At 69.1% G+C, this 20,572-nt stretch carries 17 protein-coding genes, 1 tRNA gene and 1 pseudogene; 9 read left to right on the top strand and 10 right to left on the bottom strand.

The genetic code is table 11. The features are described from left to right. Nucleotides 1-26: 26 nt before the first annotated feature. On the bottom strand, nucleotides 27-833 hold the full coding sequence (gene cmrA / locus A5767_RS20230; RefSeq protein ID WP_006554373.1) for a mycolate reductase: 807 nt from the start codon (nucleotides 831-833) through the stop codon (nucleotides 27-29). A 130-nt stretch (nucleotides 834-963) separates the two neighbouring features. Between cmrA and A5767_RS20225 the strand changes: the two genes are divergently transcribed. After that, nucleotides 964-2,295, top strand: a complete 1,332-nt coding sequence (locus tag A5767_RS20225) for an MFS transporter (RefSeq protein ID WP_064853007.1) — start codon at nucleotides 964-966, stop codon at nucleotides 2,293-2,295. Nucleotides 2,296-2,301: 6 nt separating this feature from the next. Here A5767_RS20225 and A5767_RS20220 read toward each other — a convergent pair whose 3' ends face one another. Next, the gene (locus A5767_RS20220; protein WP_006554375.1) at nucleotides 2,302-3,192 is read right to left on the bottom strand and encodes an SGNH/GDSL hydrolase family protein; all 891 of its coding nucleotides are present in this window, start codon (nucleotides 3,190-3,192) and stop codon (nucleotides 2,302-2,304) included. Nucleotides 3,193-3,304: 112 nt separating this feature from the next. Continuing rightward, complete coding sequence (locus A5767_RS20215) at nucleotides 3,305-4,126, bottom strand: acyl-CoA thioesterase (protein WP_019289008.1); 822 nt, start codon at nucleotides 4,124-4,126, stop codon at nucleotides 3,305-3,307. Nucleotides 4,127-4,261: 135 nt separating this feature from the next. On the opposite strand from A5767_RS20215, the pseudogene A5767_RS24220 reads away from it, so the two are divergent. Beyond that, nucleotides 4,262-4,602, top strand: a pseudogene (locus A5767_RS24220) (TetR/AcrR family transcriptional regulator). Nucleotides 4,603-4,641: 39 nt separating this feature from the next. Here the strand turns inward: A5767_RS24220 and A5767_RS20205 are convergent. Beyond that, nucleotides 4,642-5,475, bottom strand: a complete 834-nt coding sequence (locus A5767_RS20205) for an alpha/beta fold hydrolase (RefSeq protein WP_024100537.1) — start codon at nucleotides 5,473-5,475, stop codon at nucleotides 4,642-4,644. Between the two features lie 78 nt (nucleotides 5,476-5,553). After that, nucleotides 5,554-6,207 carry a TetR family transcriptional regulator gene (locus A5767_RS20200; RefSeq protein ID WP_006554379.1) on the bottom strand — a complete coding sequence of 218 codons (654 nt, stop codon included), beginning with the start codon at nucleotides 6,205-6,207 and terminating at the stop codon, nucleotides 5,554-5,556. Nucleotides 6,208-6,361: 154 nt separating this feature from the next. Between A5767_RS20200 and A5767_RS20195 the strand changes: the two genes are divergently transcribed. The 4 genes from A5767_RS20195 to A5767_RS20180 are packed head-to-tail and all read left to right on the top strand — an operon-like array spanning nucleotide 6,362 to nucleotide 9,478. Further along, nucleotides 6,362-7,480 carry a ferredoxin reductase gene (locus A5767_RS20195; RefSeq protein ID WP_006554380.1) on the top strand — a complete coding sequence of 373 codons (1,119 nt, stop codon included), beginning with the start codon at nucleotides 6,362-6,364 and terminating at the stop codon, nucleotides 7,478-7,480. Between the two features lie 42 nt (nucleotides 7,481-7,522). After that, nucleotides 7,523-8,779 (top strand): fatty acid desaturase family protein, encoded by a 1,257-nt coding sequence (locus A5767_RS20190; RefSeq protein WP_006554381.1) that lies wholly within the window; start codon nucleotides 7,523-7,525, stop codon nucleotides 8,777-8,779. Then, nucleotides 8,757-8,999: a hypothetical protein gene (locus A5767_RS20185; RefSeq protein WP_006554382.1), complete on the top strand. Its 243-nt coding sequence runs from the start codon at nucleotides 8,757-8,759 to the stop codon at nucleotides 8,997-8,999. Before A5767_RS20190 ends, A5767_RS20185 begins: the two co-directional genes overlap by 23 nt. Nucleotides 9,000-9,049: 50 nt before the next feature. Further along, entirely contained in the window at nucleotides 9,050-9,478 is a 429-nt protein-coding gene (locus A5767_RS20180) for a hypothetical protein (protein WP_197483281.1), read from the top strand. A 22-nt stretch (nucleotides 9,479-9,500) separates the two neighbouring features. On the opposite strand, the gene A5767_RS20175 is transcribed toward A5767_RS20180, so the two are convergent. From A5767_RS20175 to selD, 5 genes are all read right to left on the bottom strand, one after another. Then, nucleotides 9,501-10,805, bottom strand: a complete 1,305-nt coding sequence (locus tag A5767_RS20175; protein ID WP_019289015.1) for an L-lactate MFS transporter — start codon at nucleotides 10,803-10,805, stop codon at nucleotides 9,501-9,503. 33 nt (nucleotides 10,806-10,838) lie between these two features. Then, nucleotides 10,839-11,858, bottom strand: coding sequence for an NrfD/PsrC family molybdoenzyme membrane anchor subunit (gene nrfD / locus A5767_RS20170; RefSeq protein WP_033096442.1), 1,020 nt, complete (start codon nucleotides 11,856-11,858; stop codon nucleotides 10,839-10,841). Then, nucleotides 11,855-12,769, bottom strand: a complete 915-nt coding sequence (locus A5767_RS20165; protein WP_019289017.1) for a 4Fe-4S dicluster domain-containing protein — start codon at nucleotides 12,767-12,769, stop codon at nucleotides 11,855-11,857. The genes nrfD and A5767_RS20165 overlap by 4 nt, the downstream gene beginning before the upstream one ends. Continuing rightward, complete coding sequence (gene fdh, locus A5767_RS20160; protein ID WP_231913239.1) at nucleotides 12,766-16,083, bottom strand: formate dehydrogenase; 3,318 nt, start codon at nucleotides 16,081-16,083, stop codon at nucleotides 12,766-12,768. Before fdh ends, A5767_RS20165 begins: the two co-directional genes overlap by 4 nt. A 109-nt stretch (nucleotides 16,084-16,192) precedes the next feature. Beyond that, nucleotides 16,193-17,215 carry a selenide, water dikinase SelD gene (gene selD, locus A5767_RS20150; RefSeq protein ID WP_024100547.1) on the bottom strand — a complete coding sequence of 341 codons (1,023 nt, stop codon included), beginning with the start codon at nucleotides 17,213-17,215 and terminating at the stop codon, nucleotides 16,193-16,195. Nucleotides 17,216-17,273: 58 nt separating this feature from the next. Between selD and A5767_RS20145 the strand changes: the two genes are divergently transcribed. The 3 genes from A5767_RS20145 (at nucleotide 17,274) to selB (ending at nucleotide 20,447) form a co-directional block, all read left to right on the top strand. Further along, nucleotides 17,274-17,368, top strand: a tRNA-Sec gene (locus tag A5767_RS20145). A 32-nt stretch (nucleotides 17,369-17,400) separates the two neighbouring features. Continuing rightward, nucleotides 17,401-18,705 carry an L-seryl-tRNA(Sec) selenium transferase gene (gene selA / locus A5767_RS20140; RefSeq protein ID WP_064060701.1) on the top strand — a complete coding sequence of 435 codons (1,305 nt, stop codon included), beginning with the start codon at nucleotides 17,401-17,403 and terminating at the stop codon, nucleotides 18,703-18,705. Next, entirely contained in the window at nucleotides 18,705-20,447 is a 1,743-nt protein-coding gene (gene selB / locus A5767_RS20135; protein ID WP_064853004.1) for a selenocysteine-specific translation elongation factor, read from the top strand. Before selA ends, selB begins: the two co-directional genes overlap by 1 nt. Nucleotides 20,448-20,572: the final 125 nt, after the last annotated feature.

Raw genomic sequence — 20,572 nt, 5'->3', positions numbered from 1 at the left:
GGAACGATTCGTTGGGCGGTGGCCCGTCAGCTGCCGCCGAGCTTCTTGTAGAACGCGCCGGCGATCGGGGCCGAGATGGACCGCGGCGAGAACTGACCGGCAGCCGACATGGCCTTGCTGATCACACCGGGCACGATGCGCATCCGGTTCGCGGCGAGCGCGTCGAGCGACACCTTCGCGGTGTGTTCGCTCGAGATCCACAGGAAGTCCGGGACCAGCTTGTCGACGATCGACGCCTCGGCCGGGTCGGGTTCCTCGGTGCGCACCGGGCCGGGGGCGAGCAGCGTGACATGCACGCCGGTGCCCTTGAGCTCACCGCGCAGGGACTCGGAGAAGGTGTTGACGAACGCCTTCGTCGCGGCGTAGGTGGCGTTGTTCGGGATCGGCATGTTGCCTGCGGCCGAACCCACCATGAGGATCGCGCCGGAGTTCCGCTCGACCATCTGCGGCAGCACCGCGAGGGTGAGGTCGTGGACGGCGACGGCGTTGAGCTCGACCTGTGCCCGCTCGTAGGCCGCGTCGAGCTCGGCGACCGCGCCGAAGGTGGCGATACCGGCGTTGTTGCACAGGATGCTGATGCGCCTACGTCCGAGTTCGTCGGCGAGTGGTGTCCGTGCGTCGCGGTCCGACAGATCGCAGGCGCGCACCTCGACGGTCACGCCGTGCTTCGCGCGCAGGGTCTCGGCGAGGACCTCCATCACCTCTCCGCGACGGGCGACCAGGATCAGCGAATGGCCGCGGGTGGCGAGTTCGGTTGCGAGGGCCTCGCCGATGCCGGAGGACGCTCCGGTGACGACGGCACGGGCATCGGGATGGGGATTCGGCAGAGTCACAGTGGGTCAGCGTAGCGGCAGGCTCGGGAGCGGCGACCGGGCCCGCCCCGGCCATAGGGCCGAGTCGTTCGGTGCCGCGCGACGGAGTCGTTCCATGCCACCGCAGCTCCGGAAGCCTAGGCTCCGGGGCATGAATGCGTTCACGGACACGGCGAGCGGGGCCGGGGAGGCCACGACACGTCGGCAGGTCGTCTCGTGGGGTCTGTGGGACTGGGGTTCCGCGGCGTTCAACGCCGTGATCCTGACGTTCGTATTCTCCGTCTATCTCACCGACGCGGTCGGCGACGACCTGCCGGGTGGGATCTCGGCGAGCACCTGGCTCGGATGGTCGCTCGGCATCGCCGGGTTCGTCATCGCCGTGACCGCGCCGGTGTCGGGCCAGCGGTACGACGCAGTCGGGCGACGGAAATGGTCGCTGGGCATCCTCACCGGGGTCACCGTCGCGGCGATGGCGGCGATGTACTTCGTGCGCGACGACTACCACTATCTGTGGCTCGGGCTGGTCCTGCTCGGCGTGGCATCCGTGATGGCCGAGCTCGCGCAGGTCCCGTACAACTCGATGCTGCGCCAGGTGTCGACGCCGGACGACATCGGACGGGTGTCGGGCTTCGGTTGGGCGATGGGCTATTTCGGTGGCATCGTGCTCCTGCTGTTGTGCTACACCGGGTTCATCGCCGGCGACGGCGACACCCGCGGTTTCCTCGGTGTGCCCACCGAGGGCGGCACCAACATCCGGCTCGTCGCGCTGTTCGCGGCCGTATGGTTCGCGGTGTTCGCTGTGCCCGTGCTGCTCGCCGTCCCGGAGAAGCCGGTCGCGCGTGGCGACGTCGCCCGCCGCGCCGGTTTCGTCGAGTCCTACCGCGTGCTGTGGCGCGACCTGACGGAGTTGTGGCGGGCGGATCGTCGCACCATCTGGTACCTCGGGGCGTCGGCGTTGTTCCGGGACGGTCTCGCCGGCGTCTTCACCTTCGGGGCGGTCCTCGCCGTCACGGTCTACGGGATCGGAGCGGGCGACGTGCTGATCTTCGGTGTCGCCGCGAACGTCGTCTCCGCGGTGGGCGCACTGGTGGCCGGACGCGTCGACGACCGGGTCGGGCCCAAGGCGGTCATCGTGGGCTCGCTGGTCGCGATGATCGCGACCAGCATCGTCCTGCTCGTGGTGTCGGGTCCGACGATGTTCTGGATCTTCGGTCTGGTGCTGTGTCTGTTCGTCGGTCCGGCCCAGTCGTCGGCGCGGACCTTCCTGGCGCGCCTGACCCCGCCGGGACGGGAGGGGCAGATGTTCGGTCTCTACGCGACGATGGGACGTGCGGTGTCGTTTCTGGCACCGACGCTGTTCGGGTTCTTCGTGTGGTGGTTCGGCACCGACCGAGCGGGGATCGTGGGGTTGCTGATCGTGCTCGGCGCGGGCCTGGTGTCGTTGCTCGCCGTGCGGGCTCCCGAGACGCCGGAGCAGGCGTGAACCGGCTCAGTCGGTGATCGTGGCGAGCACTTGGTCGGCGGCGTTGCGGTGCCCGGCCGCGTTCGGATGCAGCGGGATCGATCCGGCGGCCGGCTGCAGGCCGGCCATCCACCGGGTCTCCGGATCGGCGCACACGTCGTGGTCGCGGCTCGAATCGCGCAGATCGACGTAGTCCACGTCGGCGGCCTCGGCCTGCTCGCGCATGACGGTGTTCAACCGGTCGATCTTCTCCTGCAGGTAGGTCGCGTCGTCGGGCCAGATCCGCTGCTCGGGGAAGCACCCGCCGTCGCGGATTCCGGTGGGATAGCCGACGAGCACGATGCGTGCCTCCGGGGAACGCCGGCGGATCTCGTCGATCACCGTGGTGTAGACGGGCGCGAAGGCGTCGATGGCGGCGTCGACACGGTCGGTGCCGTCCGGGGTGTTCGTGATCGCGCACGACGCGCCATCGGGTGGCGCCGAGAGATTGACGCATCCCAGCGCCAGCTGGACGAGACCGATGTCGTTGCCGCCGATACCCACAGTGACGAGTTCGGTGTCGGGGCGCAGCGCGTCGTACTGCGGTGGCACCGTCGCGCCGCGGAAGGTGGTCTGCGGCATCGCGAAGTCGAGTGAGGTGGCGGCGCCGCACGACGCGTCGACGAAGTCCTCGATACCGAGATCGGTCGCGACGAGGGTGGGGTAGTTGCTCGCCGACCGCCCGCACGGATCGCCGTCGGTCTGCGGCGGGATGCCGGGCCCGGAGGTGAACGAGTCTCCCAGGGCGACGTACGACGCGTAGTCCGCAGCCGGGGGCATGTCCTGCGTGTCGGCGCAGGCGACCGTGCCCACGGTCGTGAACGCGATTGCGGCGCAGGCGATGACCCCCGACCGTCGGAGAAGTCTCGGCATCGTCACAGTGGACCTCGCAATCCGGTGGGTGGATGTTTCCGAGGCTACAGGTGTGCCGGTGACCGGAGCGGGCGCCGAATGCCGACCGGTCGGGTCGATCGAATACCGAGCGTCCCGCTCATGCCTTGAAGTAGACGATCTGGTGCGAGGTCGCGAGCAGAACGCCGTCGCGACCCCACAGTTGTGCGCTCTGGTCGAAGAAGCCCTGTTCGAACCGATTCGCACGTGCGGTCGCGAGCACGGGGCTGTCGGATTGCGCGGCAACGGTCTCCGGGTCCGCGTGGAAGTAGACGGTCATCGAGACCGTGCCGGCCGGCAGCACCCGACCCAGACGCAGGAATGCCCGGGGGTAGAAGATGTCGCACATCGCGGTGAGCGAGGCGAAGTCGAGCGGGCGCGACGGGACGTCGCGGACCCACAGCGTCGACGTAGAGTCGGCGACCTCCGCGCTGCCCTCCTCGGGAACGACTCCTGCGGTGTACCGCATCTCGTAGTTGCGTGCCCACGCGATGAAGTCGGGCAGCGGTGTTGGCTCGAGCGAGTCGGGTGCCGGGGCGGCCGGCGCCTGCAGTTCGGTCGACGACCAGGTGGGGCGACGGAGACCGAAGACGGCCGTTGCGGTGGTGGCGACCTCGCCGCCCTGCGACAGTTCGATCGACCAGTGCTGGGTGGTCCGGTTCGTGCGCACCGGGCGCACCGCGATGTCGAACGGTCCGTCGGCGATGGGGCCGGCGTAGTTGATCGTCAGGGACAGCGGCATGCCGAGGACGTCCGGGTGTCGTTCGACCGCGCGGAGGAGAGTCGCGGCCGTGATACCGCCGAACGGGCCGACCATGTTCGCGTAGGCGGGGTGCGTGTGCCCTTCGGTGCGATCGTCCCGGACCTCGAACAGGTCGACGGCAGCGTCGAAGACGTGAGTGGTCACCGAGACGTCGGTCATGGCAGGGTCTCCTCGGAAGATGGTGTCGCGCAGGATCGGATCCGTACGACAACATACACAGAGTATGGGGGACCACCACCACTGCCGGAGGAACGGGTGATCGCTGCAGAACGGCGGGACGGACCGCGCGCGGCGATGATCGCCGGCGCGATCGCGCTGATGAGCGAACGAAGTGTCGCGGCCACGTCGTTCCGGGACGTGCTCGAGAACAGCGGGGCGCCGCGCGGCTCGATCTACCACCACTTTCCCGGCGGTAAGGCGCAACTCGTCGAAGAGACGACGGACCGGGCAACCACCCGGATCGAGCGGTCGCTGACGGCCGCCGGCGTCGGTGCAGAGCGTGCCGGTCGTTGGCGAGCCTGGTCATCGCCGCCCTGGAGGGCGCGCTGGTCGCGGCCCCGGCGCAACGCAGTCCGGCTCCGCTCGATGCGGTCGTCGCCGAACTCGAGGTGCTGCTCGCCCCGGTGGTGGGCTGACCGAAGCTGCAGCGGCCGGAAGCCACGGTCGGTGGACTCTCAGCCGTTCCGTCGCCGCGAGATTGCGTTCGCGATCTCGGCCGGCGCTTCCTCCGGAATCCAGTGCGAGACGTCGGGCAGGACCACGAAGTCGTACTCGGCGTCGACGAATTCGCCGCAGCGTTCGGCGCCGGCGCGGCCGATCGCGATGTCGGCGGTGCTCCAGATGTAGGTCGTCGGGACGCGGACCGGGGGAGTCGAATCGAGATCCCGCGTCATGGCGCGATACCAGTTCAGGGCGGCGGTGAGAGCGCCCGGCGCGGACAGGGCGGAGACGTAGTGGTCGACCGAGTCGTGGTCGACTGCGGAGGTGAACATCGCCCGCAGGCGCCGCGCGTCATCGGCGAGGAGCAGGGTCTCCGCCTTGCCTTCCTCGCGGAAGAGACCGATGTAGGAGGAGCGTTCGCGCTGGTCGGCGTCCTCCCGCAACGCCCAGCCGTAGGCGGCGAGGTGGGGGACCGAGACCGCGGTCAACGCCGAGACGCGATCGGGATTGTGGGCGGCGAAGTACCACGCCACAGCGGCGCCCCAGTCGTGTCCGACGAGGTGGACGCGATCGAGCCCGAACTCGTCGAGCAGGCCGAGGACATCACCGGCGAGCGCCGGCACCGCGTAGTGCTCGACGCCGTTCGGCCGGGCACCGGGGGAGTACCCGCGCTGGTCGGGGGCGATCACGCGGAAACCGCGCTCGACGAGCAGGCGCGCCACCGGCGTCCAGCTGCGTGATGTCTCGGGGAAGCCGTGCAGGAGCACGACGGGTGGGCCGTCCCTCGGACCCGCCACGCGCACGTCGAAGGTCAGGTCGTCGTAGGTGGCGGGTTCGGTCGATGCCATGGGAACCACGTTACGGAAGAGGAGTGTCTGCGACAGGATTTCCTGGCCACCTCGACGAACCGGCGTCGAGCCGACCCGTCACCGGTCGTTCGACGTCCGTCGCGGCCGCCACGCCGCCGCGCCCAGCAGGATCAGACGCATCTGTTTCTCCGCGCGCGTGACCACCTCCGATTCCTGCGCACTGCCGGGACGTTCGACGGCGAGCAGGTCGAGGACGAAATCGAGCATCGCGGTGACCAGCAGATCGGCGGCCATCTCGAGATCGTCGAACTCCCAGTCCTCGAGGCCCGGGGAGCGGCCCAGGTCGGCGGCGAGCTCGCTGGTCAGCAGGCGCAGTTCGACGGAGATCGCGGCGGCGACCTCGGGAACGCCGCCGTGGCGTTCGCGTGCCAGGAACCGGAAAGCCGCCTTGTGTGCCCGTACCTGTTGGACCAGCACGTCGAGCGATTGCCGCGCACCTGCCGGACCGGGCGTGCGACGCGCGTCGCGCAGCAGGCGCCGAAGTACCCGCATCGTGTCCGCCGCAAGGGTGACGCCGAGCTCGTCCATGGACGAGAAGTGCCGGTAGAACGCGGTGGGCACGATGCCCGCGTGACGGGCCACCTCCCTCAGACTCAGCCCGCCGAGTCCCCGGTCGGCGGACAGGTCGAGGGCGGCGTCGAGAAGCGCCTGACGTGTGCGTTCCTTGCGTTCGGCGCGTGTGGTCGGCGGAGGTGCGGAAGCGGTGGACACCCCCTGAGTCTAGGCATGACGTTCCCAGCGGTGTCCGTACATCTGTGTCAGCAGTCACATCGGGGTTGACAGGCGGGTGTGTCCGGCTGTCACACTGATTTCAGTGCACATTCGTTCACTGAGCACGCAGAGGTCTACCGAAAGGCGGACAGACATGATCGTGCGCGCCCGTCCGACGCCCGTCCGGCGCTCGGGTTCGTTGCGAAAATTGCTGGTAGAGGCACTCGGAGTGCTGTCCTACCCGCATCACCCGGACCGCTACCTGGAACTCGCCGACCCGCTTCTCGTCACGTCGGCGAACTATGCCCGGATTACAGATGTGGACCGAAGTGCCACCGACTCGCTCACGATCACGGTGCGCCCCGCGCAGCCGTGCCGACCCCTACCCGGGCAGTACGTGACCGTGTCGGTGCGTGTCGACGGTGTGCGGCATACGCGCTGCTACTCGCCGACGCTCGTCGAAGCGGAGTCGAAGCGCCGGCCCGACCTGCGGTTCACCATCGGCAGGCATCCCGAGGGTACCGTCTCACGCCACCTCCACGACCGAGCGCAGGTCGGAGACGTCATCGAACTCGGTTCTCCCGCAGGCGAGTTCGTGCTGCCGAGCCCACGCCCCCGACGTCTGCTGTTCGTCGCCGCGGGCTCCGGGCTGACTCCCGTGCTGTCGATGCTGTCCGGTCTCGTCGCCGAGGGGTACGACGGGTGCGCGGTGCTGCTCTACTACACCCGCACCCCCGGGCATGTTCCGCGCCGCGCCGAACTCGACGCTCTTGCCGACCGACCCAACATCGAGATCGTCCACGCGCACACCCGCTCCGACGACGGGCTGCTGCAGGGTCGGTTCGACCGCAGCCACCTCGCGGCCGTCGCACCCTGGTACGCCGGCACGCCCACCTTCGTGTGTGGTCCGGCGGAGATGGTCGCGGGCATCCGCGCGGTCTACGCCGAACAGGGAGCCGAGACGATGGTGAACACCGAGGAATTCGTCCTCGCACCACCGGTCGTGTCGACGGACGATGCCGGCGGCGAGATCTCCTTCGCCGAATCCGGCGTGGTTGCCCAGAACACCGGGTCGACGCTGCTCGAACAGGCCGAAGCGGCCGGTCTCACGCCCGAACACGGATGCCGCATGGGCATCTGCCACAGCTGCACCGCCGTCCGGCTGTCGGGGTGCACGCGCGACGTGCGTACCGGCGACGTCGATTCGGAACCGGGCCGCCGCATCCAGATCTGTGTCAGCGCCCCGGTCGGCGACGTCGCCGTCGAACTCTGAACCGGCCGTCCGGCGACACCACCGAAATCATTGGAGGACATCATGTTCGGATTGTCCCTACCCACCGTTCCCTTCCTGCCCTTCCTGTCCGACCGCAGCTCTTCGGTCGAGAACGAACCGCTCGTCCTCGACCACGACAGTGTCGAGGAGATCGGCCGCGAACTCGACGCACTGCGGGAGCAGACGCTCGCATCCCTCGGTGACGAGGACCGTGAGTATCTCTACCGGATCATCAGGGCGCAGCGCGGATTCGAGATCGCCGGTCGCGGTCTGCTCTTCGTCGGATTCCTCCCGCCCGCATGGGTCGCCGGTGTCGCGGCGCTGAGCGTGTCGAAGATCCTCGACAACATGGAGATCGGGCACAACGTCATGCACGGTCAATACGACTGGATGCGCGAGCCGTCGCTGAATTCCCGTGTCTTCGAATGGGACACGGTGTGCCCGTCGGACCAGTGGCGGCACTCGCACAACTACGTGCACCACACCTACACCAACATCCTCGGCCAGGACCGCGACATAGGATACGGGATCCTGCGCATGGACCCGGCCCAGAAGTGGCATCCCTACTATCTCGGCAACCCGGTCTACGCGACCGCCCTCATGCTGCTGTTCGAGTGGGGCGTGATGATGCACGACGCGGAGGTCGACCGGATCTTCGCCGGGAAACGCTCGTGGCGCGACGTGATCCCGATCGCGAAAGGCTGGTGGCGCAAGGCGCGCCGTCAGGTGATCAAGGACTACATCGCCTTCCCGCTGCTGAGCGGACCGATGTTCTTCCCGACGCTGCTCGGCAACGCGACCGCCAATCTGGTGCGCAACGTGTGGGCGTACTCGATCATCTTCTGCGGCCACTTCCCGTCCGGCGTGCAGTCCTTCACGGAGGAGGAGACCGCCGAGGAGACCCGTGGTGAGTGGTACGTCCGGCAGATGCTGGGCAGCGCGAACATCACCGGGTCGCCGTTGTTCCACATCATGTCGGGCAACCTGTCGCACCAGATCGAGCACCACCTGTTCCCCGACCTGCCGGCGCACCGCTATCCGGAGCTCGCGCCGAAGGTCAGGGAACTGTGCGAGAAGCACGGACTTCCGTACAACACCGGTGGCTTCACCGCCCAGGTGACGTCGGTGTGGAAGAAGATCTTCACGCTTGCTCTCCCTCCCGGCTGGTTCGCGCCCGAACCCGAGTCGCGGGTGATCATCGAACGTCACCGCTCCACCGATCGCCCGCTCGACGATGCGGGTACCCTCGCGGACGACACGATCGAGGGGGTCGAACATGGTGGGAAGATTCGAGCGTAACAAGGACACGATCCAGGAGGTCACCGAGTCGGCGGCCACCCACGTCGGCGCGATCGCGGGGATCATCACCGGAGCGGTCCGCGACGTCACCCGCGAGATCGGTGAGTTGATCACCGACGCGATCGAGATGCGCGAGGCCGCCCGCGCCGCGCGCGACGACGAGGAACGCGGAGAAGGGCCGGCGACGTCGGATCGTCGCTCGGCCCCTCCCGCGGAGTAGCGGATCGGAAGGGCGGATCGAGTTCCTACCGCGCGGGGACGCTCGAGGTGGTGCGGGGTGACGGACCCGGCCACCTCGTCGCGCACTGGAGCGCTCTGCACGCACTGTTCTGCGGGGCGACGGCCGAGGCGATCGGCCTCTACCTCCGTGCGGCCCGGGTGCATCGTGCGCACGGCCACCACGCCGCCCAGCTGACCTGCCTGTTCCAGCTGGCGATGGCGCAGACCTACGACGGACGACGCGACGACGCCCTGAAGGCGTGTGCTCGTGTCGTCGAGATGGCGGGCCAGCACGGCGAGCGGTGGAACAAGGCCTCTGCGCTGTGGCTCTCGGGGCTCGCCCATTTCCATCTCGGGCGCCTCGGCTCTGCAGTCGACGCGGCGAACGGTGCCCTGGAACGGATCCTCGACACGCTCGGCGTGCACTCCCGCACGCAGGTCGTCTCGTGGTTGCATGCCCACGGGGCGCCCGGAGCGTGACCGTGCGGGACGACGCTCCGGCTCAGGACCGGGCCGGGACCGATTCCCGGCGTGCCGCGGGCACCTTCGTGATCACCGTGAGCGCGACGGACACCAGCGCGATGATGCCGATGGTGGTGTAGGCGAGGGTGTACGCCTTGTCCTCGCCGAGCAGGGTCGACGCGATGATCGGCCCGATGATGCCGCCGATGCTCCATCCGATGAGCATCAGGCCGTAGATGGCTCCGGCGTTGCGCACGCCGAAGAAGTCGCCTGCGGTGGCGGGCATGGTGCCGAAAGCGCCGCCGTAGCAGAGGTAGATGATCGCGGCCAGGATCGAGAACAGCACCACGCCACTGGCGTGCGGCAGCACGATCAGGCACACGCCCTGCAGCACGAGCAGTGCGGTGAAGGTCTTCATCCGGCCGATACGGTCGGAGATCGCCGCCCAGACGATCCGGCCTGCGCCGTTGAAGATCGCGAGCGCACCCACGAGCGCCGCCGCGCCGGAGGCGCTGAAACCGGCGATGTCGGATGCGCTCGGCTTCGCCTGCGAGATCAGGGAGATGCCGGCGGTCACGCACAGGGTGAGGATGGCGGTCAGGAGGTACCACTGGGGCGTGCGCAAGGCCTCGCCCTGGGTGTACTCCTTGCCGCGGTCGCTCCCGCTGCCGTCGCTGCCGGTGGGTTCGAAGCCCGGCACGGTGTACCCCTCGGGCGGATTGCGGAAGAGGGCCGCACCGGCCAGCGACATCACGAGGTAGGCGATACCCAACGGCAGGAACGCACTCGTGGGATCGTCCGGATTCCGGTCGATGAGCCACTGCGCGACCGGCGAGGTGAGCACCGCGCCGAACCCGAAACCGCCCACAGCGAGTCCGGTGATGAGACCGGTCTTGTCGGGGAACCACTTCTGCAGCATGGCGATCGGGACGATGTACGCGAAGCCCAGCCCGAAACCGCTGATGATGCCGTACCCGAGGATGAGCAGCCAGTAGTCCTCGGCTCCGTCGGTGAACGAGGCGAGCAGGATGCCGAGCGCATAGATGATGCCGCCGATCAACGCGACGACTCGGGGACCTTTCAGATCCTGCAGTCGGCCACCGAGATAGGTGCCGATGAAGATCATGCCGATGGTCACGGTGAACGGCAGTGAGGCCCGGACCGTGCTCAGTTGCCAGGAGTCGGCGCTCTCGAGGGCTCCGCCGAAGACCGACCACGCGTAGACCGCGCCGATCGAGAACTGCAGCAACAGACCCCCGGCCACGAGGAGCCAGCGGAAGCTGCCCGGAGGCTGAGCCGTCGCGGCGTCGCCGTGTGGTTCGCGCGTAGGCTTGCCGGAGTCCATGCGTTCTCCTTCGTCCTGCCCGCGAGCCGGATCTCAGCTGCGGTAACGAACGGGTTCCCCGCGATCGACTCGTTCACGCTGGGGAACGACGGTGTACTTGGGATCCTTCGCCGACGCGATGCCGGCTTCGTAGACGCCGAGTCGTGTGCACAGCGAACCGACCATGAGTGCGGCGCCGGACACCGCCGACACCACCCGATTGCGGCGACCGACGAGTGCGCCGAGCGCACCGGCCACCGTCAACGCCTTGCTGGCCTTCATCAGTCGCCCGGGACGGCCGTGGTGGAGCGTCTCGGCCGACAGGCCCATCGACTTCTCCATCTGCTGCTCGGTCGCGAGTTCGACGAGCGCACCGCCGACCGCGAAGGCGCGCGCCGGCCCCGCCTCGGCGACCGGCGTACCCAGCAGTCCGAGACCGCCCGACGCGGCAGCGGCCGACCCGCAGAACACGAAGGGGATCTCCTTGTAGGCGGAGTGCCAGGCCGGAGTTGCGGTGTCGGACAACAGGACTCCGGTGTACGCGGCGACCGGTGGTGCTGTCAGCGCGCCGACGATCCCGGCGGGTCGGCCGAGGGCGAGCAGCAGGCGTACCGGCCCGCGCTTCCACCGGGCGGGGAGCATCTCGGCGATCTCGGCGACCGATGCGAGACCCGCGAACGGACCGTGCAACGACAGGATCCACGTCCCGACCGACATCGGTGAGGTCGGTTTCGCGACCCGCAGCATGTTGAGGAAGCGACTGGGTTTGCCGAGATCGTGGACCAGAGCACCGACACTGACGAGCAGCGCTGTGAGCGAACCGAATCGGGCCACCCGGCGCAGGGCGGGCCGCCCCGTGAGATCGGCGCCCGCGGCGAGCAGCGAACTGCCCGCGGCCACGCCCCCGGTGAACAGGTAGATCGCGATGTCGTGTTCCCACGGAGCCGGTTTCACGATCTGGCGCCCGTAATAGGACTCGAAGTCGGCCTCCGGCACCATCACCGGGTCGCCGCCGCGACCGCCACCGGACCGGCGGGGGTTGCCCGGGCTGCCGCCGTGCTGCACCTGGGTCATCCGCGCCTCCTCAGGAACGACGCGGCGGCGCCCGCCAGCATCGCGACGGCCGCGACGGCGGCGCGCGTCCACATCTCCGGCAGGTCCTTGGTCGTCACCACCGGATCCGGCGGAAGGCCGTAGACCTCCGGTTCGTCGAGGAGCAGGAAGAAGGCGCCGGTCCCGCCGACCCCGTCCTCGGGATCGTTGCCGTAGAGCCGCGCCTCGCTCACACCGCGCTCGTGCAGGGTTGCCAGTCTTTCCTCGGCGCGGGCGCGCAACTCTTCTACGTCGCCGTACTGGATCGACTCCGTGGGGCACGCCTGCGCGCAGGACGGTGTCTGGCCGTCGGTGAGCCGGTCGTAGCAGAGGGTGCACTTCTGGGCGATACCGACCTTCGGGTCGCCCTCCGGGCCCTTGCGGCGGTCGATGACACCGTACGGGCAGGCGGCCACGCAGTATCCGCAACCGTTGCAGATGTCGTCCTGCACGACCACCGTGCCGAACTCGCTGCGGAACAGCGAGCCGGTCGGGCACACGTCGAGGCACGCCGCGTGGGTGCAGTGCTTGCACACGTCCGAGGACATCAACCAGCGGAAGTCCGGCTTCTCCTCCTCCGGGAGCTCCGTCGGGGTCGCCCCGACGGTCGGCATTCCCAGCGAGACCGCGGGCTTGGATTCCGCAGGGCGCTCGATGAAGGCGACGTGCCGCCACTGGTTGGCGTTGAGCGAATGACTGTTGTCGTACGACGTGCCGAGCATCGCAAAGGCGTTCTCGGGGACGTCGTTCCACTCCTTGCAGGCCACCTCGCAGGCCTTACACCCGATGCACACACTGGTGTCGGTGAAGAAGCCCTTGCGAGCAGGCGGATCCTCGTACCCGGCATCGGGTGCCGGATCGATCGGTCCGAAGAAGCTGTTGGGACCGGTCACTCGTCCTCCTCCGGGTCACGTGGATCGTCCGAGGCCGTATCGCCGTCCGGGACCGTCACGATGGGTGGGTACACGTCATCGGTTACCCCGGCCCGCCGTGCATATCCCTCGACGTACTCCCGCAATGCCGCTCCGGACGGACGACGTCCGGCCCGGACGTCGCACGTGCCGACCTTGCTCTCCTGGATGAGTACGTTGGGGTCCAGCGTGATTCCGATCAGATCGTTGGTCGAGTCGCCGGTCACCATGCCGCCGCCACCCCAGTGGTAGGGCATCCAGATCTGGTGCACGATACGGCCCTCCACCTTCAGCGGGCGCAACCGCTCGGTCACCAGTACCCGGCCCTCGACCGCCGAACGGGCGGTGATCACGTGGCACCAGCCCATGTGCTCGAGTCCGCGCTCGGCCGCCAGGGCAGGGGAGACCTCCACGAACATCTCCGGTTGCAGTTCGGCGAGATGTTCGAGATAGCGGCTCATCCCGCCGGCGGTGTGGTGTTCGGTGAGACGGCTCGTCGTGAACACGAAGGGGAACACGTCGCTGTGTTCCTCCGGCGGTGACGGGTTCATCGGGTTGTCGTCACGCCGGTACTCCATGCGCGTCGGGTTGGCCTGCTGCGCGTAGAGCGGATTGCGGAACGGCGACTCCACCGGTTCGTAGTGCGTCGGCATCGGGCCGTCGATGAGCCCCTGGGGTACGTAGAGGGCCCCCTTGCCGTCGCCCTGCATGATGAACGGATCGATTCCCTCGATCGCCTCGACACCGTCGGCGCCGTCGGGGGAGCGGTAGCTCGGCGGCTTCGTCTTCTCGAAGTCCGGGACATCCGCGCCCGTCCACTGCTGCGCGTCGTCGTCCCACCACACGTAGGCCTTGCGTTCGCTCCACGGCCGGCCCTCGGGATCGGCGGAGGCCCGGTTGTAGAGAATGCGGCGGTTCATCGGCCACGCCCAGCCCCACTCGGGAGCCACGAACGACTGCTCGTGCCGGGACTTGCGACGGTTGGCCTGGTTGACGCCGTCGGCATAGACCCCGGTGTAGATCCAGCAGCCACCGAGCGTGGAACCGTCGTTCTTCATCTCGGTGAACGACGACAGCGGCCGGTGGGTCGCGACGTCGTAACCGTTGATCTCCATGAGCACCGCCTCGGCACTCGGCTCGTCGTGCTCGCCGTGCACGGGGTAGTCCCACGCCAGGTCGAGCAGCGGGCGGTCGCGCTCGTCGGTGGACTCGGCCAGACGCTCCCGCATCATGCGGCCGAGGTGGTAGAAGAACCACAGTTCCGAGCGGCAGTCCTCCGGCGGCTCGACGGCCTTCTCCCGCCACTGCAGCATCCGCTGGGTCTGCGTGAAGGTGCCTTCCTTCTCGGCGTAGGACGCAGCCGGGAAGAGGAACACCTCGGTGGCGCACTCCTCGGTCACGATCTCGCCGGTCTCGACCTCCGGGGAGTCCTTCCAGAAGTTGGCACTCTCGATCTCGAACAGGTCGCGCACCACGAGCCAGTCGAGGTTCGCCATCCCGAGCCGCTGGGCGCGCCCGTGGGCGGAGCCGACGGCCGGATTCTGGCCGAGGAGGAAGTAGCCCTTGACCTTTCCGTCGATCATGTCGAGCACCGAACGGTAGGTGCCGTGGTCGCCGGTGATCTTCGGCATGTAGTCGAAGCAGTAGTCGTTGTCGGCGTTCGCCGCGTCGCCCCAGTACGCCTTGAGCAGGTTCACGGCGTAGGCGTCGGCCTTCGACCAGAAACCCTTGCTGCCCGGGTTGCGCACGCTGTCGACCCAGTCCGTGAACGAGTGGTGCTTGTTCGCGTCGGGCATCGGCAGGTAGCCGGGCAACAGGTTGAACAACGTCGGGATGTCGGTCGAGCCCTGGATGCTGGCATGACCGCGCAGCGCCATGATGCCTCCGCCGGGGCGGCCCATGTTGCCGAGCAGCAGCTGCAGGATCGCGCCGGTGCGGATGTACTGCACACCGACACTGTGCTGGGTCCAGCCCACGCTGTAGACGAGCGCCGTCGTCCGCTCCCGACCGGAGTTCTCGGTCCACGCGCGGCAGACGTCGAGGAAGTCCTCCTGCGAGACGCCGCACACCTGCTCGACCACCTCGGGGGTGTAGCGGGCGAAGTGCCGCTTGAGCACCTGGTAGACGCACCGCGGGTGCTGTAGGGTCTCGTCGCGCCTCGGGTGGCTCGCCGTCTGCATGCCGTGCGACTCGTTCTGCAGGCCCGCGGCCGTGTCTCGATGCTCGGCGTGCTCGTCGGAGCCGTTGGCCTGCGACTTGTGCAGGTCGCCGGATTCGTCCTCCACGTCGTACTGCCAGCTCGTCGGATCATAGGTCCGCTTCTCGGGGTCGAAGCCCGAGAAGAGCCCGTCGAGATCGTCGGTGTCCTCGAACTTGTCGCTGACGAGCACCGCGGCGTTCGTGTAGTTGACGACGTACTCGCGGAAGTCCAGCTCGTTGCTCAGGATGTAGTTGGCGATGCCGCCGAGGAAGGCGATGTCGCTGCCGACCCGGATCGGGACGTGCTTGTCCGCCACCGCGCTGGTACGGGTGAAGCGCGGGTCGATGTGGATGACGCGGGCACCGCGTTTCTGGGCCTCCACGACCCACTGGAAGCCCACCGGGTGGGCCTCGGCCATGTTGGAACCCTGGATGATGATGCAGTCAGCGTTGGCCAGGTCGGCTGTGTAGCCGGTGGCGCCGCCGCGCCCGAAGCTGGTCCCCAGACCGGGGACGGTGGCGGAGTGTCATATGCGGGCCTGGTTCTCGATCTGGACCGCCCCCATCGCTGTGAACAGCTTCTTGATGAGGTAGTTCTCCTCGTTGTCCAGCGTGGCACCGCCGAGGCTGGCGATACCCATCGTGCGCCGGACACGGTGGCCCTTGTCGTCGAATTCCTGCCAGGTCTCGCGGCGGGTCTTCAGTACGCGGTCGACGACCATCTCCATGGCCGTGTCGAGATCGAGGTCTTCCCATTCGGTGCCGTAGGGCCGGCGGTAGCGGACCCGGGTCTCGCGCAGCTCGCTGGTGACGAGGTTCTTGCTCGCCGAGCCCTTGGGGCACAGGCGCCCGCGGTTCACGGGGCTGTCGGAATCGCCTTCGATCTGGACGACCTTTTCGTCCTTGACGAAGATCTTCTGTCCGCATCCGACAGCGCAGTAGGGGCACACGCTGCGGGCGACACGATCGGCGGTGGAGGTGCGCGGTTCGATCTCCTCGGTACGACGGGACCGTGCGGCCTTGCCGCGTCCGAGCAGGTCCTTACCGAGGAACTGGCGCAGGACGGGCCAGGGGAGGGACGTGTCTTTCTCCGCCATCGGTGCTCCTTTCCTGCGCTCTCGTTCCGAAGCTACCGTCTACCCGCGCTTCGTGCCGGTTAATCCGGATCCCGTGCAGGTGTGTCGGCATGTCCGTCGGTCGTCGGGGTCAGCGCACCCGGATCGCGTGTTCGCCCGCGGGGACCACCTCCCCGATGACCGGATGGCCGGGGAGCTCCCCGACGACCAGGAGACCGCCGGACGTCTGAGCGTCGGCGAGCAGGAGTAGTTCGTCGTCGTCCACCTCGGAGTCGACCTGCTCGCGGACCCAATCGAGATTGCGACGGCTCCCGCCGGGCACGAATCCCTCCGCGAGCGACTCGCGCGCTCCCGCGACGTACGGCACGGCCGCGGAGTCGATCACGGCGGTCGTGCCGCTGGCCCGCATCATCTTCATCAGATGGCCGAGCAGACCGAAACCGGTGACGTCGGTGGCGGCGCGGACACCGGCCTCGTGCGCAAGTTGTGCCGCCTCGCGGTTGAGTGTCGTCATCACCGCGACCGCTTCCTCGAAACGCTCGCCGGTGGCCTTGTGACGGTTGTTCAGGATGCCGAGACCGAGCGGCTTGGTGAGAGTCAGCGGCAGGCCGGGCGTGGCAGCGTCGTTGCGCAGCAGGCGATCCGGATCGCCCAGACCGGTGACCGCCAGTCCGTACTTCGGCTCCCGGTCGTCGATGCTGTGCCCGCCGGCGAGATGGGCACCCGCCTCGGCGCACGCGTCGGCGCCGCCGCGCATGACTTCGGCGGCGAGTTCGAACGGGATGAGCTCGCGCGGCCAGCCCAGGAGGTTGACCGCGATGATCGGCGTGCCACCCATCGCGTAGACGTCGGACATGGCGTTGGTGGCGGCGATCCGTCCCCAGTCGTAGGCGTCGTCGACGACCGGGGTGAAGAAGTCGGCCGTCACGATGACGGCCCGGCCGCTCCCGTCGGGCGCCGGATCGATCCGGACCGCGGCTCCGTCGTCGCCGTTCTCCACACCCACCAACAGTTCGCCGGAGGCCCGTCCACCCTGCAGACCGCCGAGCACCCGCTCGAGTTCACCCGGCGGAACCTTGCATGCGCACCCGCCGCCGGCGGCGTACTGGGTGAGTCGGATGGCGCCCTCGGGAAAGTCGACGTGTGCGGTCATGAACCCAAACATACGGGCGAGTCGTAACCGAGGGCCCGACTTCGGTTAGGGTGAGCGCGGAGGTGGTTCTCGTCTGGTGACGGTCGCGGTCTTCAAAACCGTTGTGGCCCAGTATCTGGGCTGGGCGGGTTCGATTCCCGTCCGCCTCCGCCAAAAGTTTTCGTCGACCGTGGGATGAGGAGCGCGTGCCGGATCCGAGGCGGGACGTTCCCCGCACCGACCAGGTCCTGGCCGATCCGCGCCTGCGCGAGGCCGTCGACCGGCTCGGCGCCCGACTGGTCAAGCAGACCGTCGTCGCGGCCCAGCAACGGTGCCGCGACGGCGAGATCGGGCCCGATGCCGTCGCCGACGTCGCGGTCGCGTCGCTGCCGCAGCAGGCGACCACCCTGCGCCGCGTCGTCAACGCGACCGGCGTGGTGGTGCACACCAATCTCGGTCGCGCCCCGCTGTCCCGAGCGGCGGTCGAGGCGGTGTCCACCGCGGCGGGCGCCACCGACGTCGAACTCGACCTGGCCACCGGTCGGCGCGGACGGCGAGGACGCGGCGCCCTCGAAGCACTCGCCGAACAGGTACCCGACGCCGGCGGCATCCACGTCGTCAACAACGGTGCCGCGGCTCTCGCCCTGGTCACCCGGGTGCTCACACGCGGTGGTCGCTCGATCGTGATCGCACGGGGCGAACTGGTCGAGATCGGTGACGGCTTCCGGATCCCGGAACTGCTGGAATCCGTGGGCGCGACGCTGCGTGAGGTCGGCACCACCAACCGCGTGCGCCTGAGCGACTACGCCGCGGCCGTCGACGACGACACCGCCTTCGTCCTCAAGGTGCATCCCTCGAACTTCACCGTCAGCGGCTTCACGTCGTCGGTGTCGGTCCGGGAACTCTCCGGACTCGGACCGCCCGTCGTGGTCGACATCGGATCGGGTTTGCTCGCGCCGCATCCGCGGCTGTCGAACGAACCCGACGCCACCACCGCGCTGCGTGCCGGCGCCGACCTGGTGACCGCCTCGGGCGACAAGCTCCTCGGCGGTCCGCAGGCCGGCCTGCTGCTCGGACGGGCCGAACTCGTGGAACGCCTGCGGCGCGACCCGTTCGCGCGGGCGCTGCGCGTCGACAAGCTCACCCTGGCCGCTCTCGAAGCGACCCTGACGGGACCGATGCCACCCGTGGCGTCGGCGCTGGCCTCCCGCCCGGAAGATCTCCGCGCCCGCGCACAGGCGATCTGCGTGGCGCTGCCCTCGGAGTGCCAACCCGAGGTGGTCGACTCCGACGGCGTCGTCGGGGGCGGTGGCGCCCCGGACGTCGTCCTGCCGAGCGTCGCGATCGCCCTGCCCGAACATCTCGCACTCCCGTTGCGGCTCGGTGAGCACCCCGTCGTCGGCCGCGTCGAACGCGGCCGGTTGCTGCTCGACCTGCTCGCGGTCGACCCCGCCGAGGACGGCGAGCTGATCGACGCCGTGACGCGCGTGGCCGCTCGCGAAGGATCCTGATGCAGGTCGTCGCGACCGCCGGTCACGTCGATCACGGCAAGTCGACGCTGGTCGAGGCGCTCACCGGTGCGAACCCGGATCGGCTCGCCGAGGAACGGCGACGAGGACTGACCATCGAGCTCGGCTACTGCTGGACGTCCTGGCCAGAGGTGGGGGAGGTCGCCTTCGTCGACGTCCCCGGGCACGAGCGATTCCTGACGACGATGCTCTCCGGAGTGGGATCGGTCCCGGCCGCGCTGTTCGTGGTGGCCGCCGACGATCCGTGGATGCCGCAGGCGGCCGAACACCTCGCAGCACTCGACGCGCTCCGCGTGCGCCACGCGGTCGTCGCCGTTACCCGGGCCGATCTCGCCGATCCGGGACCCGCGGCCGCGCGGGCCGCGGCGGAGGTCGCCCGCACGAGTCTGGCGGGGGCGCCCGTCGTCGCCGTGAGCGGGCGCACCGGGATGGGCCTCGACGACCTCCGGAGCGCACTGACGACGATGGTCGCCTCGCTTCCGGACCCTGATCCGCAGGCCGACGTCCGGCTCTGGGTGGACCGCCGGTTCACCGTGCGTGGATCCGGAACCGTCGTCACCGGAACCCTTCCCGCGGGCACGGTGCGCGTGGGGGACACCCTCGTGCTGGGGGACACGCCGCTGCGGGTCCGCAGCGTGCAGGCACTCGGTCGCGACCGGAGCGCGGTGAGCGGCGTGGCCAGGGTCGCCCTCAATCTCACCGGCCGGGTCGACGATCTGGGACGGGGCAGTGTGCTCGTCACGCCCGGCGCGTGGCACCACACCACCGTCGTCGACGTTCGGATCAGCGGCGACGACCGGCCGCCCGTCGCTCCGGTGCTGCACATCGGAGCCGCGGACGTCGGTGTCCGGTGCCGTCCGCTGGCAGACGATCTCGTCCGGCTCACCCTCGACCGCCCGCTGCCCCTGCGGATCGGCGACCGCGCGTTGCTGCGCGACCCGGGCCGCCGGATGATCTGGCGAGCCGACGTTCTCGACCCCGATCCACCCCGATTCCGGCGTCGCGGCGCGGCGGCACGCCGCGCGCTGCAACTGGCAGGGGCCGACGGGACGCCGCACCTGGCCGACGAACTCGCCCGCCGCGGACTCCTGCACCGGCAACGGTTGCGACAGTTGGGCATCCCACTCGCACGGGGAGAGCACCTGACGGTCGGGCCGTGGCTCGTCGCACCCGGTCTCGCGAAGACCGTCGCCGACCGGCTGCCCACACTCGTGCAGGCCCATGCCCGCACCCATCCACTGGATCCGGCGGCGCCGTTGACGGTGCTGGCATCGCAGCTGCGTCTTCCCACACCGGACCTCGTCCGGGCGCTGGTGCGACCTCCGCTCGAAGTGGTCGGGGGGCGGGTGATCGCTCCCGGCGCCGACGGTCTACCGCCGAAGATCCGCAAAGCCGTCGAGCAGGTGCGCCGCGACCTGTCGGCCGCCCCGTTCGCGGCCCCGACCGCCGATCGCCTACGCGAGCTCGACCTCGACGACCGGGCACTCGGCGCGGCCGAACGCAGCGGGCGGTTGTGGCGGGCGGGCCCGGGCATCGTCCTGCTCCCCGACGCCGCCGACACGGCCGTGGAGCTGCTGGGCGAATTGGACCAGCCCTTCACGACCAGTGCCGCGCGCGAACGCCTGGGAACGACACGGCGGGTGGTCCTGCCGTTGCTCGACCGGCTCGACAAGGCGGGTCGCACACGCCGGCTCCCTGACGACCGCCGCGAGATCGTCCGCTAGAGTCGCCGTCCCCGCACTCTCCGGCGGGACGACCCTTCACCCGAAACGCGAAGTGCAGGTACCGAACTCGTCGGTACCCGCACTTCGCATGAAGAATCGGTCGTCAGATGACGCCCGGTGCGAAC

Source organism: Rhodococcus sp. 852002-51564_SCH6189132-a, assembly GCF_001665495.1.
Lineage (GTDB): Bacteria > Actinomycetota > Actinomycetes > Mycobacteriales > Mycobacteriaceae > Rhodococcus > Rhodococcus pyridinivorans.
The sequence above is the reverse complement of the archived record's forward strand: the minus strand, read 5'-3'. Positions and strand labels throughout refer to the sequence as shown.